We start from the raw sequence: 15,832 nt of genomic DNA, 5'->3' as shown, positions 1-15,832 counted from the left end.
AAGCGCAGCCCCTCCAATACGGTGGGGTTTTGTCTCTTTTTCTAGTCTTCAGGTGAAGAAACTTCAGGGATTTTGGAGGAACAGGAATGATCAAACGGGTTCGGTCGTGGTGGAATGGGGCTGAAAAGCAGGAAACGCTGACTATATCCGAGGATAATATCCCGCAGCACGTTGCCATTATTATGGACGGGAATGGTCGATGGGCCAAACGTCTGGGTCTGCCACGCATAGCTGGGCATCAGAATGGCATGAAGGCAGTGAAACGTGCAACCATCGCGGCGGATGAACTGGGCATCAAATATCTGACGATGTATGCTTTTTCGACAGAAAACTGGACACGTCCAAAAGAAGAAGTGGATTTTCTAATGAGACTTCCACAAGAATTTCTGGCGATTGAGTTAGATGAACTTATAGAAAAGAATGTCCGCATACGCATGATGGGGCAGGAAGAGAAGTTACCTTCACATACCGTTAATGCCCTACGTGAAGCAATTCGTCTCACGGAACACAATACGGGGCTTGTATTGAACTTTGCAATGAATTATGGAAGTCGTCGAGAAATGACGGACTGTGTGAAGCAGATTGCACTGCAGGTCCAGTCGGGGGAACTCTCGGCAGAAGACATTACACCTGAGCTCATAGACAAACATATGTTGACTGTGGATATGCCTGATCCGGATCTGTTAATCCGGACAAGTGGAGAATTAAGGCTCAGTAATTTTATGCTTTGGCAGCTTGCATATAGCGAGCTATGGTTTACGGATATATACTGGCCCGAATTTGGCAAACAGCACTTGCTTGAAGCAGTAGCCGAATATCAGCGCAGAACAAGGCGTTACGGCGGTTTGAAATAGATGGAGGATGAAGCCGTTGAAACAGCGATTAACGACAGGGATAGTAGCAGGTGTGTTGTTTTTGGGTTTTTGCATGCTGGGCGGACCTTGGTATCATGGCCTGGTACTGCTTATGGCTCTCATCGGTTATTATGAATTTGTGAAAATGACGGGGGTACAACCTTTTTCAGGTGTAGCCCTGATTGGATATGCAGGTGTTTTTGCGCTTGTCTTTCCATGGGAAATGGTGTGGGAAGGCAGACCGCTGACGCTGTTCCAGATCAGTTGGCTGGTTATGCTTGTTTTAATGACGGCCTCGGTGATAACCAAGAACAGGATTCCTGTGAATACAATAGCCATGCTCTTTTTGGGTGTGCTGTATATAGGCATCGGTTTTTATTATATTGCTGAGTCCAGACATCTTCATCACGGGCTCTTTTGGACGTTCCTATTATTAGGCTCGATCTGGGCCAGTGACGCTGGTGCCTACTTTGTTGGTAAGCTTATGGGGAAAAACAAATTATGGCCATCAATAAGTCCTAACAAAACGGTGGAGGGCGCGTTGGGCGGTATTGTGATTGCCGTTGTAACATCTGTTGTGTTTGCGATGTTATCGGATGGCTTGTTATCTTGGCAGAGAGCAATATTGATTGGGCTCGCATGTGCTGTAGTCGGCCAAATGGGAGACTTAATCCAATCCGCTTACAAACGTGTGTACAATATTAAGGATTCCGGCAACCTTCTTCCGGGGCATGGAGGTATTCTGGATCGGTGTGACAGCTGGATTGTTGTGTTTCCATTTGTACATATACTAATGCTTCTGCCTTACTAATGTTTTGAACATAAGACGTGTATAACAAATGGATTCGAAATTATGCACGCAATGGATAAATAAAGATGAGGTGCAGCATGAAGAAAATAGCAATTCTCGGATCCACCGGTTCGATTGGAACTCAAACATTGGATGTCGTTGACATGCATCCTGAGCTTTTTCAGGTGGAGGGCCTGGCTGCCGGAGGGAATACTGAACTTTTAATCAAACAAGCCAATCGCTATCGGCCAAAAAAGGTATCGGTAGGTACCAAAGAATTGGCTGATACGGTCGCCCCGCACTTACCTGCGGGAACGCAGCTCTTCTATGGAAAAGAGGGCTTGGTGGAAGTAGCAGCCGGGACAGACGCAGATACTGTGGTGACAGCTGTTATGGGGAGCGTAGGGCTCGAATCAACACTGGCTGCCATTGAAGCAGGCAAACAAATAGGTCTTGCCAATAAGGAAACACTGGTGACGGCAGGACATATTGTGACAGCGCGAGCTGTGGAAAAAGGTGTCTCTCTGCTGCCGATCGATAGTGAGCACTCTGCGATATTTCAATGTTTGAACGGAGAAAACCGTAACCGGGTCGCAGGAATTACCCTTACGGCCTCAGGGGGCTCTTTCCGCGATTTCTCACGTGAACAGCTGCGGGATGTTACGGTTGAAGATGCCCTGAAGCATCCCAATTGGTCGATGGGCTCCAAAATCACGATTGATTCCGCAACGATGGTGAATAAAGGCTTGGAAGTGATAGAGGCTCATTGGCTGTTCGGGTTGACCTATGACCAGATTGACGTGCTGCTTCACCCAGAGAGTATCATACATTCCTATGTTGAATTTGAGGATACGAGCATCATTGCTCAACTTGGCAATCCGGACATGCGTGTTCCGATTCAGTACGCGTTAACTTATCCGGATCGGCTGCCTTCACCAGCACAGCGACTATCTTTGGCCCAAGCAGGCAAGCTGCAATTCCGTGAGATGGATATGGAACGGTTCCCTTGTTTAAGACTGGCTTATGAGTGTGGTAAAATGGGAGGGACTGCAACTACGGCATTTAATGCCGCGAATGAGGTTGCTGTAGCACGCTTCTTGCGCAAAGAGATTTCGTTCCTTAAAATAGAGGATATTATTGCTTCCGTGCTGGATGCACACCGCAATGTGGACAACCCTGATCTCGAAGAAATTGCAAGATGTGACCAGGAAAGTCGTAAACATGCTTTTAGTCTGTAATCCTTTTTCCTCACAAATATGGAAGAAGTGATTCTCTTGTGCGGCACCTTGGAATAATGATAATCTAAAGGGACAGACTTCGGTTCGTGCCGTGAAGGAGGATGGATAGGGATTGGAAACCATACAAGTTGTATTTCTAACGGTGCTCATGTTCTTTGTCATCGTGACGGTTCATGAATGGGGGCATTATTATTTTGCCAAACGCGCCGGTATTCTTGTAAGGGAATTTGCGATCGGTTTTGGTCCCAAATTGTTCTCATATAAAAGAAACGAGACCCAGTTTACTTTGCGTTTGCTTCCATTTGGCGGATATGCACGTATGGCTGGTGAAGACCCCGAGCTTGTAGAAATCCAAGAGGGTCAGACCATTGCGGTTAGACCGATGGATGATCAAGTGAAAATGATTTATCTGGACCAATTGGATAATCGTAAAAATGTAATACGTGGTGAAGTGATCTCCATTGATATGGAGAACGCGTTGAAACTGCAATTGGATGTTGATGGAGAGGTACAACACTACCGCATACATCCACAAGCAATGCTCGTTAGTCGCGGTAAACAAACACAAATTGCTCCGAAAGACCGGCAGTTTGGCAGCAAGACGGTTGGACAGCGGGCGATGGCCATTTTTGCTGGACCATTGATGAACTTCATTCTGGCTTTTGTCTTGTTTGCCGTGTATGCACAAATGGCGGGAGTTCCTGTGGAAAACCCTAAAAATCTGCAAATCGGTGAAGTACTTGAGGGCGGCGCTGCCGACCAGGCCAACCTGAAAGAAGGAGATATCATTGAAACCATCAATGGTACGGCTATAGGTATTGATTCGCAAAAAATGGTGGCTATGATTGCTGAGTCGAAAGACAAGCCGATGGAATGGACCCTGCGTCGGGGAGATGAAACGTTCAATATAACGATTACGCCCCGCACTGTAGAGGGACAAGAGGGTGGTAAGGTAGGAATCGTGCCAACATTGCCAACCCGATCTGTTGGATTTGCAGAAACATTCAAAGTATCAGGTTTAGCCATGGTGGATACCACAAAAGTCATCTTTGAAGGTTTCAAACATCTGATTAATCAGTTTAACATGGACGACATTGGCGGACCGGTACGTACATTTGAAGTAACAGGTCAGATTGCCAAACAGGGCATTGAACAGCTAACAAGATGGGCTGCTATTTTGAGCTTGTACCTTGGAATCTTCAACCTGTTGCCAATACCTGCGCTGGATGGCAGCCGATTGGTATTCCTTGGAATTGAAGCGCTGCGAGGACGTCCTGTTGATCCTAACCGTGAAGGCATGGTTCACTTTATAGGCTTTGCCATGCTGTTTGTACTGATGCTGGCTGTAACATATAATGATATACTACGTTTAATTAACGGATAATTATGGTTTGACTACACTCTGAATTTGCAGAGAGGGTCGTTATGGGAGGACGCTGGAGTCTTATGTCAAAGGAAAATGATAAACAATTCGTGACTGAAATCACACCACAGGGCGAGGATTTCTCCCGTTGGTACATTGATGTTATTAAAAAGGCCGATCTGATGGATTATTCGCCGGTTCGCGGATGTATTGTGTTCAAGCCGGACGGCTTTGAGATCTGGGAACATATCAAGGATGAACTTGATCGTCGTTTCCGCGAAACGGGCCATCGCAATGCTTATTTCCCGATGTTCATTCCAGAGAGCTTTTTCCAAAAAGAAAAAGAGCATGTTGAAGGATTTAACCCGGAATTGCCTTGGGTTACCGAAGCTGGTGGTGAAAAGCTGGAAGAACGTCTGGCCATTCGTCCGACTTCCGAAACCATCATTGGTCACATGTATTCCAAATGGATTCAATCCTATCGTGATCTGCCTGTTCTGATCAACCAGTGGGCTAACGTTGTTCGTTGGGAGAAAAGAACATTGCCTTTCCTACGGACAAGCGAATTCCTCTGGCAGGAAGGTCATACGGCTCACGAGACGGAAGAAGAAGCACGTGAAGAAACGATGCGCATGCTTGAAATCTATCGCGAAGTCGTGGAAGAGTACTTGGCTATCCCGGTTATCAGTGGTCAAAAAACGCCTTCAGAGAAATTTGCAGGTGCGGTGGATACATACTCCATCGAAGCGATGATGAAAGATGGACGTGCCGTACAGGCCGGAACTTCTCACTTCATGGGTACTAACTTTGCCAAAGCATTTGAGATTCAGTATCTCAGCCGGGAAAATGTGCTTGAGCATGCGTATACAACATCGTGGGGTGTAAGTACACGCTTGATCGGTGCGCTGATCATGGTACACGGAGATGATCGTGGCCTGGCACTTCCTCCAAAAGTGGCACCAACCCAAGTCGTGATGATTCCGATTGGACCGCCAAAAACGCGTGATGCCGTTGTGGGTCGTGCGGACGAACTGTTCGCTGAACTGAAAAAAGCAGGCATTCGTGTTAAAATGGATGACCGCAGCGACGTTCGTCCAGGCTGGAAATTCAATGAATACGAGATGCGCGGAGTTCCAGTTCGTCTCGAGATTGGTCCTCGCGATATGGAAAATGGTGTATGTGTGCTTGTGTCTCGGATCACAGGTGAGAAAAAAGTAGTAGAGCAGGCGAATCTGGTGGAAGAAATTCAGAATATGCTGAATCAGGTTCAATCTGATATGCTGGAACGTGCACGCACATTTATGTCGGACAACTTCTACTCTGTAGATACGCTCGATGAGATGAAGGAATTGATGGAAAACAAACGCGGCTTTACGCTGGCCGGCTGGTGCGGCTCCGAAGCTTGCGAAGATAAAGTAAGAGAAGTAACAGGTGCAACAAGCCGGAACATTCCGTTCCAGCCTGCGGAAGAAAAGCATACGTGCCTGGCTTGTGGTGAAAAGGCGAAGAACACAGTAGTGTTTGCAAGAGCCTACTAGGTCATCATTAACAGGAATATTCACCGTATGAGTAAGTAATGGAAGGCTTCTGTCGGATAAAATGAGTCGGTGCGGGTTCGGATCGGGGACATTTTTGATTGCAGAAGCTTTTCATGTTTTAAGGGGGTACAAGGAGGAACACGATGAGTGGATTCGAGGAGAAACGAAAACGGTTTGAATTGTTGATGAAACAGGCAGAGCTACCTGCAGGTCTGACCGATCCCTATTTTCTGGACGGATGGATTGAACAGGTAGAGACGAATCGCAGCAACCGGGAATGGCATATCCTGATCTGTAAGGATACGTTGGTCCCTGCACCGATCTATCGTACTTTTAGCCTGCATATTCAGGAGAAAATGAATCATATCGCCAAAATTACATTTGGTTTTAAGTATACAGAGCAAGTGCAGCCAGGGGATATTGTCAGTGAATATTGGAATCTGTTTCTGGAATGGGTCACTCGCGAGATCCCATCCGTAAATGGATGGATGAACCGAACTACCTTTGAATGTGAAGCAGATTTGCTGCAATTGACCATGAGTGATTCTACATCGATGGAGCTGGCGCGCAAGAAACAGATTGATCAAGCGATTTCAACATTCTATGAAAAGTATTTTCATCTCCCGCTCCGCATTAAACTACAAGTTGGTGAAGTGGGAAGCAATAAGGAAGCAATGGAGCAGTTCCAGGCTCAGAAGAAGGTTGAGGAGCGACAGGTCATCGAACAGATGATGAGCGAAGTGACCGAAATGGAAGCTCCGGAAGACGAAGATCAGGGCGATGTACGCTTGCAGATGGGCTATGAGATCAAGGAGCCAGCTGTACCGATGCAGGAAGTTCAGGATGAAGAGAAGAAAATTACGCTTCAGGGCTCGATCTTTGGTCTGGACCGCAAGGAGCTGCGAAACGGAAATACGCTGTTTACCTTCTATCTGACCGACTTTACAGATTCGATGCAGATGAAGATGTTTGCGAAGACAAAAGAGGATGTTAAAATCTTGAGCCTTCTGGCCAATGGGAAATGGGTCAAGGTTCGCGGACGCGTAGAGTACGACCGGTTTATGCAAATTCCTGAACTGGCCATGATCCCTTCGGATCTGACCGAAATTAAAGCACCTCCATCACGAAAAGATACCGCGCAGGAGAAACGGGTGGAATTCCATCTGCACTCAACCATGAGTACCATGGATGCTGTAACCTCCATCGATAAATATGTGAAAACTGCTGCGGAGTGGGGACACACGGCAATTGCCGTCACAGATCACGGTGGAGTACAGGTCTATCCGGAGGCAGCCAAAGCAGCGAAGAAAAACGGCATCAAAATGATATACGGCCTAGAGGCCAATGTAGTGAATGATTCCGTTGCCGTTGTCTTGGCACCACAGCCAATTGATCTGAAAACAGCGACCTACATCGTATTCGATATCGAGACGACGGGTCTATCCGTTACACAGAACAAGATTATTGAGATTGCTGCAGTCAAAGTACAAGAGGGCAAAGAGATCGACCGGTTTGCCACCTTTGTAAACCCACATGAACGAATTCCGTACAACATCCAGCAATTGACCAACATTACGGATGAGATGGTCAAAGATGCACCGGAGCTTGAACCGGTCATTCGTGACTTTGTTGCGTTTGCGGGTGATGGCGTGCTGGTCGCGCACAATGCACGATTCGATATGGGCTTTATCCAGGCGTCCCTTAAAAATTTGGGTATGCCTGAGCTGCCCAACCCTGTGCTGGATACGTTGGAATTGGCACGGCTTTTGTATCCAAAGATGAAAAACCACCGACTGAACACACTGGCTGACAAATACAAAGTCGCACTGGAAAGCCATCACCGGGCGATTGATGATACGATTGCACTTGCTGGAATCCTGAATGGATTAGTGAATGATGCAGCCCAGTTAAAAGGCTTAACCATGCTGGACCGGTTGAACGATTACGTTGGGGTTGATCTGTCGAATACACGTCCATTCCACTGCGGGATTTACGCATTGAATGATGTCGGCAAGAAGAATTTGTACAAGCTGGTGTCCTTGTCTCATACGGAATACTTCAAGCGTGTCCCTTGTATTCCAAAGTCCAAACTGGTCGGTTTGCGCGAAGGACTGGTTATTATTTCCGGATGTGAAAAAGGTGAGTTCTTCGAGGCTGTTCTGAATAAATCACTGGAAGAGGCCGAAGAAATCGCCGAGTTTTACGACATTTTGGAGATTCAACCCCTTACGATGTATATGCATCTAGTGGACAAGGGACTTGTGGCCACACCGGAGGAACTGAAACTTGCGGTTCGTAAAGTAGTTGATATCGGAGCCAAATTGAACAAGCCGGTTATTGCTACAGGCAATGTGCATTATTTGGAGCCGAGGGACAAAATCTATCGGGATATTACCATCCACGGAATTACCGGTTTCAGTCCTCTGAAAGACCAGCGCAAACCGGATGCCCATTTTAGAACCACTGCAGAAATGCTGGAGGAATTCCAGTTCCTGGGTCAGGATAAAGCCTACGAGGTTGTCGTCACGAATACGATAGAACTTGCTGATCGCTTTGAGGAAATCAAGCTGTTCCCGGACAAACTGTTTACGCCAATACTGGAAGGTGCGGACGAAGAAATTCGAAACACCTGCTACAATACGGCAAAGTCGATATATGGTGAAGACCTGCCTGAAGTCATAGTGGCACGCCTAGAGAAAGAGCTCCAGCCGATTATCAAATACGGTTTCTCCGCCAACTATCTGATCTCGGAGCGTCTGGTGAAAAAATCGAATCAGGATGGTTATCTGGTAGGCTCCCGGGGATCTGTAGGATCATCGGTTGTTGCAACCTTCCTAGGCATCTCCGAGGTTAATCCGCTTCCGGCTCACTATATCTGTGTAAACTCTGAATGTAAGCACAGCGAATGGTTCCTGGACGGAAGTGTACCAAGTGGATTCGACCTTCCAGAGAAGGAATGCCCCGACTGCGGAGGCAGACTGAAGGGAGAAGGGCAAGATATACCGTTTGAGACGTTCCTTGGCTTTAAGGGGGACAAGGTTCCCGATATCGACTTGAACTTTTCGGGTGATTACCAGCCACATGCTCACAACTACACGAAAGTACTCTTTAGTGAAAAAAGCGTGTTTCGGGCTGGCACCATCGGTACAGTTGCCGAGAAGACAGCCTTTGGTTTCGCCAAGAAATATGAGGAAGAGCATCATAAGAAATGGCGCGGAGCTGAATTGAATCGACTGGCTTCAGGTTGTACAGGGGTCAAGCGGAGCACGGGACAGCATCCCGGGGGCATTGTCGTTGTGCCGGATTATATTGAAGTGGAAGATGTCACTCCTGTTCAATATCCTGCGGATGACGTTACTGCAGAGTGGAAAACAACGCACTTTGATTATCACGCCTTTGAAGAGAACTTGTTGAAACTGGATATCCTAGGACACGATGATCCGACCATGATGCGGATGCTGCAGGATCTGACGGGGGTCGATCCAACCACCATTCCGATGAATGATCCAAAAGTCATGAGCATGTTCAACTCTACGGAAGCACTGGGAGTAACTCCTGAACAGATCCGTTCACCTGTTGCAACCTTTGGTGTGCCGGAGATGGGGACGAAGTTTGTGCGTCAAATGCTTGTCGAATCCCAGCCGTCGTCTTTTGCCGATTTATTGCAGATTTCGGGATTGTCCCACGGAACAGGGGTATGGCTTGGAAACGCACAAGAATTGATCAAGAACGGTACATGTAACATTAAAACGGTAATTGGTTGCCGGGATGATATCATGTTATTCCTCATTTATAAAGCGGGGATGGATGCAAGTTTGGCCTTTAAGATTACAGAGAGTGTTCGTAAAGGGCGGGGGTTGCCTCAGGAGTGGATTGATGAGATGAAAAACTGCAAAGTACCACAATGGTACATTGACTCTTGTCTCAAAATCCAGTACATGTTCCCGAAGGCCCACGCGGCCGCTTATGTCATTTCGGCAGTTCGTACTGCATTCTTCAAGCTGTATCATCCTATTGAATTCTACGCAACCTATTTTACAGTTCGTGCAGATGAGTTTGACATCGAGCTGGTGTGTCAGGGGTACGATGCGATCTATCGGAAAATTGTTGAAATTGAACAATTGGGTTTCCAGGCACCGCCAAAAGAAAAAAACATGCTTCCTGTGCTTGAGATGGCTCTGGAAATGGCAGCTCGTGGATTCTCACTCAAGCCGATTGATTTGTATCGTTCTGAAGCTACGAAATTTATCGTAGACGGAAATGCACTGGTTCCTCCATTTTCTGCACTGGCGGGAATCGGTGATAATGCAGCACGTAATATTGCGGCGGCAAGAGATCATGGCGAGTTTCTGTCGATTGAAGATTTTCAGCAAAAATCCAAGGCAAGTAAAACGATTGTCGAACTATTGTCTGGCATGGGCTGTTTCCGGGGGCTTCCGGAAAGCAATCAATTATCCCTGTTTTAATGGAAGCTTAAGCCGTCAAAAAAACGCCTGTCAGAAGGTTGCGTAATTTTTTCTTCATTAGTACGCAATTGACCTGAAAGATCGCTTACTTGTCACTATTACCAGACTATGTTATAATTTCTGAAGTGAACGAGATAGTACGAATTTCTGAAGAGTGGGGAAACCCACTCTTTAGTCTTTGGTATACAAGAATCTTGGGTATTACGAAATTGTCGGCTTAACATGTCGGCGTAACCTAAGTTGGAGGTTATCGGTTTTGAGCACAACGAAGATTAAATCTACCGTGGAAGAAATGATCCAACCCTACTTGAATGAACAAGGCTTCGAGCTGGTTGACATCGATTACGTCAAAGAAGGCAGCAACTGGTTTTTACGGGTGTATGTCGACAAAGAGGGTGGCATCGACATCGATGATTGTGTCTTGATCAGCGAACAGCTGAGCGCCAAGCTGGATGAGAACGATCCGATTCCAACCGTCTATTTCCTTGAAGTGTCTTCTCCGGGAGCTGAACGTCCACTGAAAAAAGCGGAGGATGTTGCAAAATCCGTAGGGAAAAACGTATTTGTTACTACCTACGAAGCAGTGAATGGAATGAAGGAGTTTGAAGGTAAACTGCTTTCCTTTGATAACGGGGAACTTGTGATCGAAGCAGGCAAGAAGCAGTACACGGTTCCTTATGATAAGGTAGCCAGTGCGCGCTTGGCCATTCTGTTTTAAGTGCCTTGTTCACTTTATTAATGAAAAAGACACATCTCACGATAACGGCAAGGTGCTCATGAGTTTTGAGCCTTTCGCCGTTTTACGTATGAGATGCCATGTTTGAAAGGGGGATCAACATTCATGAGTATGGATTTTATTGAAGCAATGAATGAATTGGAGCGGGAAAAAGGGATCAGCAAGGATGTGCTGTTTGAAGCGATTGAGGCGGCATTAATCTCCAGCTACAAACGTAATTTCAACACCGCTCAAAACGTGCGTGTTGATATGAACCGCAACACTGGAGTTATTCGTGTATATGCACGCAAATTGATCGTGGAGGAAGTCCTCGATTCACGCACCGAAATTTCGTTGCCTGCTGCACGTGAAATTAACCCACACTTCCAGCTGGAAGATATTGCGGAGATTGAGGTTACGCCGCGCGATTTCGGACGTATCGCCGCACAGACTGCCAAACAGGTAGTGACCCAGCGGATTCGTGAAGCCGAACGCGGCCTGATCTACAACGCTTTCGTAGACAAGGAAGAGGATATCGTTACGGGAGTGGTGCAGCGTCAGGATTTGCGCAATATCTACATCGATCTGGGCAAAATCGAAGCGGCATTACCGTTAACCGAATTGATGCCGAATGAAAAATTTGTTCATGGTGACCGTATTAAGGCATACATCACTAAGGTCGAGAATACGACCAAAGGGCCGCAAATCATTTTGTCCCGCACACATCCGGGTCTTTTGAAACGTCTCTTTGAACTGGAAGTTCCTGAAATCTTTGACGGAGTCGTTGAGATTCGCTCCGTTGCACGTGAAGCGGGCTTCCGCTCCAAAATTGCCGTACATTCACGCAATGAGGAAGTTGACCCGGTTGGATCATGTGTAGGCCCTAAAGGCATGCGCGTGCAGACCATTGTGGGTGAGCTGCGCGGTGAAAAGATTGACATCGTTCGTTACTCCGAACAGGTAGACGAATATGTGGCTAATGCATTGAGTCCTTCCAAAGTGTTGGAAGTTCAAGTGTTTGAAGAAGAGAAGATGGCCCGTGTCATCGTACCGGACTATCAACTGTCCCTCGCTATCGGCATCAAGGGCCAAAATGCCCGCCTTGCAGCGAAGCTGACCGGCTGGAAAATCGATATCAAGAGCGAGAGCCAGGCGGAACAGGAATTCGGCAGAGAAAAAGATTCTTCTTCAGAAATGCACCAAGATTCCGTCTCCGTCGATTAAAGTAAAGCACGGGGGGGCGCTAACGTATGAAACAGAAAAAAGTACCGCTGCGCAAATGTGTGGCGTGCCAAGAAATGATGCCCAAAAAGCAACTGATCCGTATCGTTAAAACGCCAGAGGATGAAGTGCTGATCGATTTGACTGGCAAAAAATCCGGACGTGGCGCTTATTTATGCGGCAAGGAATCCTGTTTTAAACTTGCACTCAAAAACCGGTCTTTGGATCGTGCGTTGAAGGGCAAGGTTTCACCTGAAATTTACGAGCAATTGGCTGCTGATTTCGCTTCGGTTGAAGATGATTTCATCGCAGCGCAGGAGCGTGATCATGATGAATAACAAAGCGTTGTCTTATCTGGGACTCTCCATGCGTGCAGGCAAACTGGTGACAGGTGAAGAAATCGTGCTCAAGGCGATCCGTTCTTCCGAAGCTAAGATGGTTATTGTTGCGGGTGACGCCTCGGCCAATACACAGAAGAAATTTCGCGACAAATGCGGAACCTACAAAGTTCCGCTGGTGATCGGATTTGACCGGGATAGTCTGGGTTCAAGTATCGGTAAAGAAACGCGGGTTGTTCTTGCGGTAACGGACCGTGGGTTTGCAAAAATGATCTCCAAGCAAGTCGGTATAATGTCGGAGGTGGAGTATATTGAGTAAACAGGAAAACAAGGATAAATTGCGAGTTTATGAATATGCGAAGTCCATTAATATGAGCAGCAAAGAAATTATAACCATTCTTAAAAAACTGGATATTCCCGTAAACAATCATATGAGCGTCATGGAGAATGGTTCAGTGGGTAAGGTGGAACAATTTTTTAAAGATATAAAATCCACTGCAGCATCGAAACAGAACAGCGAGGTTAAACCAGTCGCTACTTCGTCCGTGCGCAGTGAAAAAACAGTGGACAGCAACAAGCCGGCCGGCGGAGCGAACACGCCGAACAACAGTAATTCATCCGGTAGTCCCGTACAAACAAAAATACAACAGGAAAAGCAGGTAGGTATGAACAATAGACCAAATTCAAACAATAACAACGGCTCCCAAAGACCCAGCGGCCAAGATAGCCGCAACAGAACGAACTCTTCCCAAGGCTCCAGCCAGGGCGGACAAACAGGTAATCGTTCCAGACCTTCGCAAGGCGGACAAAGTAGTACGGCTTCACGTCCACAAGGCGGAACAAGCAGCACAGCTTCACGTCCACAAGGTTCAGGACAACGTACGAACAACAGTGGTGGCGGTCAAGTAAGAAGTGCTGGACCAAGCAACACTGGTAATAGCGGCAACCGCAGCGGTGGCCAAGGACAGAACCAAGGTCAAGGTCAGCGCAGAGGCGGTCAAGGAAATTCTTCCGGTAATAACAACGGCAACCGTTCAAACAGTGGCGGTGGCGGACGTCGTTACGATGACAACCGTGGCGGCAACTTCCGTGGTAACCGTGGTGGCAAGAACAACCGTAACAGAAACCAGCAGCAGTACCAACAACGCGAGAAAATTGATAACACACCTAAGAAAATCATCGTACGTGGTGATATGACTGTGGGTGAAACAGCGAAGCTGCTTCACAAAGATGCTTCCGAAGTTATCAAGAAACTCATTGGTATGGGTGTTATGGCTACAATTAACCAAGAGCTCGATATCGATACCATTCTTCTGCTTGCAGGTGAATTCGGTGTTGAGGTTGAAGTGAAAATTGTGCTTGAAGACGATCGTTTCGAAACTGTGGAAGAGAACGATGATCCTGCGGATCTGCAATCCCGTCCTCCAGTTGTAACGATTATGGGTCACGTTGACCATGGTAAAACAACACTGCTTGATGCCATTCGTTCCACGAATGTAACGGGCGGCGAAGCTGGCGGAATCACGCAGCATATCGGTGCGTATCAGGTAGAAATCAACAACAAAAAAATCACGTTCCTGGATACACCGGGTCACGAAGCGTTTACAGCGATGCGTGCTCGTGGTGCACAAGTAACGGATATTACCATCATCGTTGTTGCTGCGGATGACGGCGTTATGCCACAGACTGTTGAAGCTATTAACCACGCAAAAGCAGCGGGTCTGCCTATTATCGTTGCGGTTAACAAAATCGATAAGCCTGGTGCAGATCCGGACAAAGTAAAACAAGAACTGACCAACTATGAACTCGTTCCGGAAGAATGGGGCGGTGACACCATCTTTGTTAACGTTTCGGCGAAACAAAGAATGGGTCTTGAAGGTCTGTTAGAAATGATCCTGCTCGTTGCTGAAGTGAACGAGTACAAAGCGAACCCGGACAAACGTGCCCGTGGTACAGTGATCGAAGCCGAGCTGGATAAAGGACGCGGCCCAGTTGCCCGTATTTTGGTACAGCATGGTACGTTGAAAGTTGGAGATGCCTTTGTAGCAGGTAACTGCTTCGGTCGCGTACGTGCGATGGTGAATGATAAAGGTCGCCGTCTGAAAGAAGCTGGACCTTCTACTCCTGTAGAGATCACAGGGTTGACTGAAGTTCCAGGTGCGGGAGATCCATTCATGGTATTTGAAGATGAGCGTAAAGCTCGTTCTATCGCTGACAAACGTGCGATCACGCAACGTGAATCCGATCTGGGTACCAACACACGTGTAACACTGGACGATCTGTTCCAACACATCAAAGATGGCGAGATCAAAGATCTGAATGTCATTATCAAAGGTGACGTTCAAGGTTCTGTTGAAGCATTGAAAGGTTCACTTGCAAAAATCGAGGTTGAAGGCGTGCGCGTGAAGATCATTCATAGCGGTGCTGGTGCAATTACCGAATCCGACATTATCTTGGCAGCGGCATCCAATGCCATCGTGATCGGTTTCAACGTTCGTCCTGATAATCAGGCGAAAGTAACTGCAGATCAAGAGCAAGTAGACATTCGTCTTCACCGTGTCATCTATAGCGTAATCGAAGAGATTGAACAGGCGATGAAAGGAATGCTTGATCCGATCTACAAAGAAAATGTAATAGGTCATGCTGAAGTTCGCAGCACGTTCAAAATCAGTAAAGTGGGTACCATTGCAGGATGTATGGTTACCTCCGGCAAAATTACGCGCTCAGCGGAAGCACGCTTGATTCGTGATGGCATTGTTCTTTACGAAGGTAAGCTTGATTCACTGAAACGTTACAAAGATGATGCCAAAGAAGTAGCTCAAGGCTACGAATGTGGTATTACTCTTGATAACTATAACGATCTCAAAGAAGGCGACGTTATCGAAGCCTTTGTTATGGAGACGGTACAACGATAAGCAAGGAAGCATGAGGTGAACAACTATGGCCAAGATTCGTACAGGTAGAGTGGGCGAGCAGATCAAGAAAGAATTGAGCGTGCTCATCCAGTCCGAACTGAAAGATCCACGTATCGGCTTCATTACCGTAACAGGTGTCGACGTGACTAATGACTTGTCGCAAGCCAAAGTTTATCTGAGTGTCTTCGGTGAACAGGAGCAAAAGGATAACTCGCTTAAAGCACTCGATAAAGCAAATGGATTTTTGCGTTCCGAGCTGGGCAAGCGAATTAGACTTCGCCATGTACCTGAATTGATATTCAAGATCGACGAATCGATCGCTTATGGCAGCCGTATTGAGAAGCTGCTTGGCGACATCGGTACCGACAAGAACGAATCCCAGTAACAGCATAAA

Annotated in this window: 12 protein-coding genes; all 12 read left to right on the top strand. The window is 46.9% G+C overall.

Annotated elements, in window-relative coordinates; all coding sequences use genetic code 11:
* Positions 1-86 precede the first annotated feature (86 nt).
* The 12 genes from ABIC22_RS28130 to rbfA all read left to right on the top strand — a co-directional run bounded on the left by ABIC22_RS28130 (position 87) and on the right by rbfA (position 15,823).
* A complete protein-coding gene (locus tag ABIC22_RS28130) occupies positions 87-854 on the top strand; it encodes an undecaprenyl pyrophosphate synthase (RefSeq protein WP_095358604.1) in 768 nt (255 codons plus the stop codon).
* Positions 855-870: 16 nt separating this feature from the next.
* Entirely contained in the window at positions 871-1,665 is a 795-nt protein-coding gene (locus tag ABIC22_RS28125; RefSeq protein WP_095287798.1) for a phosphatidate cytidylyltransferase, read from the top strand.
* 77 nt (positions 1,666-1,742) lie between these two features.
* The gene (locus ABIC22_RS28120; protein ID WP_127536240.1) at positions 1,743-2,882 is read left to right on the top strand and encodes a 1-deoxy-D-xylulose-5-phosphate reductoisomerase; all 1,140 of its coding nucleotides are present in this window, start codon (positions 1,743-1,745) and stop codon (positions 2,880-2,882) included.
* A 112-nt stretch (positions 2,883-2,994) separates the two neighbouring features.
* Entirely contained in the window at positions 2,995-4,266 is a 1,272-nt protein-coding gene (gene rseP, locus ABIC22_RS28115; RefSeq protein WP_127536239.1) for an RIP metalloprotease RseP, read from the top strand.
* A gap of 62 nt (positions 4,267-4,328) precedes the next feature.
* On the top strand, positions 4,329-5,783 hold the full coding sequence (proS, locus tag ABIC22_RS28110; protein WP_193721909.1) for a proline--tRNA ligase: 1,455 nt from the start codon (positions 4,329-4,331) through the stop codon (positions 5,781-5,783).
* Between the two features lie 143 nt (positions 5,784-5,926).
* Positions 5,927-10,249 (top strand): PolC-type DNA polymerase III, encoded by a 4,323-nt coding sequence (locus ABIC22_RS28105; protein WP_354485382.1) that lies wholly within the window; start codon positions 5,927-5,929, stop codon positions 10,247-10,249.
* A gap of 256 nt (positions 10,250-10,505) precedes the next feature.
* Positions 10,506-10,967 (top strand): ribosome maturation factor RimP, encoded by a 462-nt coding sequence (rimP, locus tag ABIC22_RS28100; RefSeq protein WP_095287724.1) that lies wholly within the window; start codon positions 10,506-10,508, stop codon positions 10,965-10,967.
* Positions 10,968-11,090: 123 nt separating this feature from the next.
* Complete coding sequence (nusA, locus tag ABIC22_RS28095) at positions 11,091-12,188, top strand: transcription termination factor NusA (RefSeq protein ID WP_095287723.1); 1,098 nt, start codon at positions 11,091-11,093, stop codon at positions 12,186-12,188.
* Positions 12,189-12,214: 26 nt separating this feature from the next.
* Complete coding sequence (gene rnpM / locus ABIC22_RS28090; RefSeq protein WP_095287722.1) at positions 12,215-12,523, top strand: RNase P modulator RnpM; 309 nt, start codon at positions 12,215-12,217, stop codon at positions 12,521-12,523.
* Positions 12,513-12,842, top strand: a complete 330-nt coding sequence (locus ABIC22_RS28085; protein ID WP_170948040.1) for a L7Ae/L30e/S12e/Gadd45 family ribosomal protein — start codon at positions 12,513-12,515, stop codon at positions 12,840-12,842. Before rnpM ends, ABIC22_RS28085 begins: the two co-directional genes overlap by 11 nt.
* On the top strand, positions 12,835-15,438 hold the full coding sequence (gene infB, locus ABIC22_RS28080) for a translation initiation factor IF-2 (RefSeq protein WP_354485379.1): 2,604 nt from the start codon (positions 12,835-12,837) through the stop codon (positions 15,436-15,438). The genes ABIC22_RS28085 and infB overlap by 8 nt, the downstream gene beginning before the upstream one ends.
* Before the next feature lie 25 nt (positions 15,439-15,463).
* Positions 15,464-15,823, top strand: coding sequence for a 30S ribosome-binding factor RbfA (rbfA, locus tag ABIC22_RS28075; RefSeq protein ID WP_095358595.1), 360 nt, complete (start codon positions 15,464-15,466; stop codon positions 15,821-15,823).
* The last annotated feature ends 9 nt before the right edge of the window (positions 15,824-15,832 follow it).

It is taken from the genome of Paenibacillus sp. PvP094 (assembly GCF_040546835.1).
Taxonomy (GTDB): domain Bacteria; phylum Bacillota; class Bacilli; order Paenibacillales; family Paenibacillaceae; genus Paenibacillus; species Paenibacillus illinoisensis.
This window is presented reverse-complemented; position numbering and strand designations above follow the sequence as displayed.

Coding starts and splice junctions, on each gene's coding strand:
- ABIC22_RS28130 (WP_095358604.1), top strand. CDS start 87: ATGATCAAACGGGTTCGGTCGTGGTGGAATGGGGCTGAAAAGCAGGAA.
- proS (WP_193721909.1), top strand. CDS start 4,329: ATGTCAAAGGAAAATGATAAACAATTCGTGACTGAAATCACACCACAG.
- ABIC22_RS28120 (WP_127536240.1), top strand. CDS start 1,743: ATGAAGAAAATAGCAATTCTCGGATCCACCGGTTCGATTGGAACTCAA.
- nusA (WP_095287723.1), top strand. CDS start 11,091: ATGAGTATGGATTTTATTGAAGCAATGAATGAATTGGAGCGGGAAAAA.
- ABIC22_RS28105 (WP_354485382.1), top strand. CDS start 5,927: ATGAGTGGATTCGAGGAGAAACGAAAACGGTTTGAATTGTTGATGAAA.
- rnpM (WP_095287722.1), top strand. CDS start 12,215: ATGAAACAGAAAAAAGTACCGCTGCGCAAATGTGTGGCGTGCCAAGAA.
- ABIC22_RS28085 (WP_170948040.1), top strand. CDS start 12,513: ATGATGAATAACAAAGCGTTGTCTTATCTGGGACTCTCCATGCGTGCA.
- rbfA (WP_095358595.1), top strand. CDS start 15,464: ATGGCCAAGATTCGTACAGGTAGAGTGGGCGAGCAGATCAAGAAAGAA.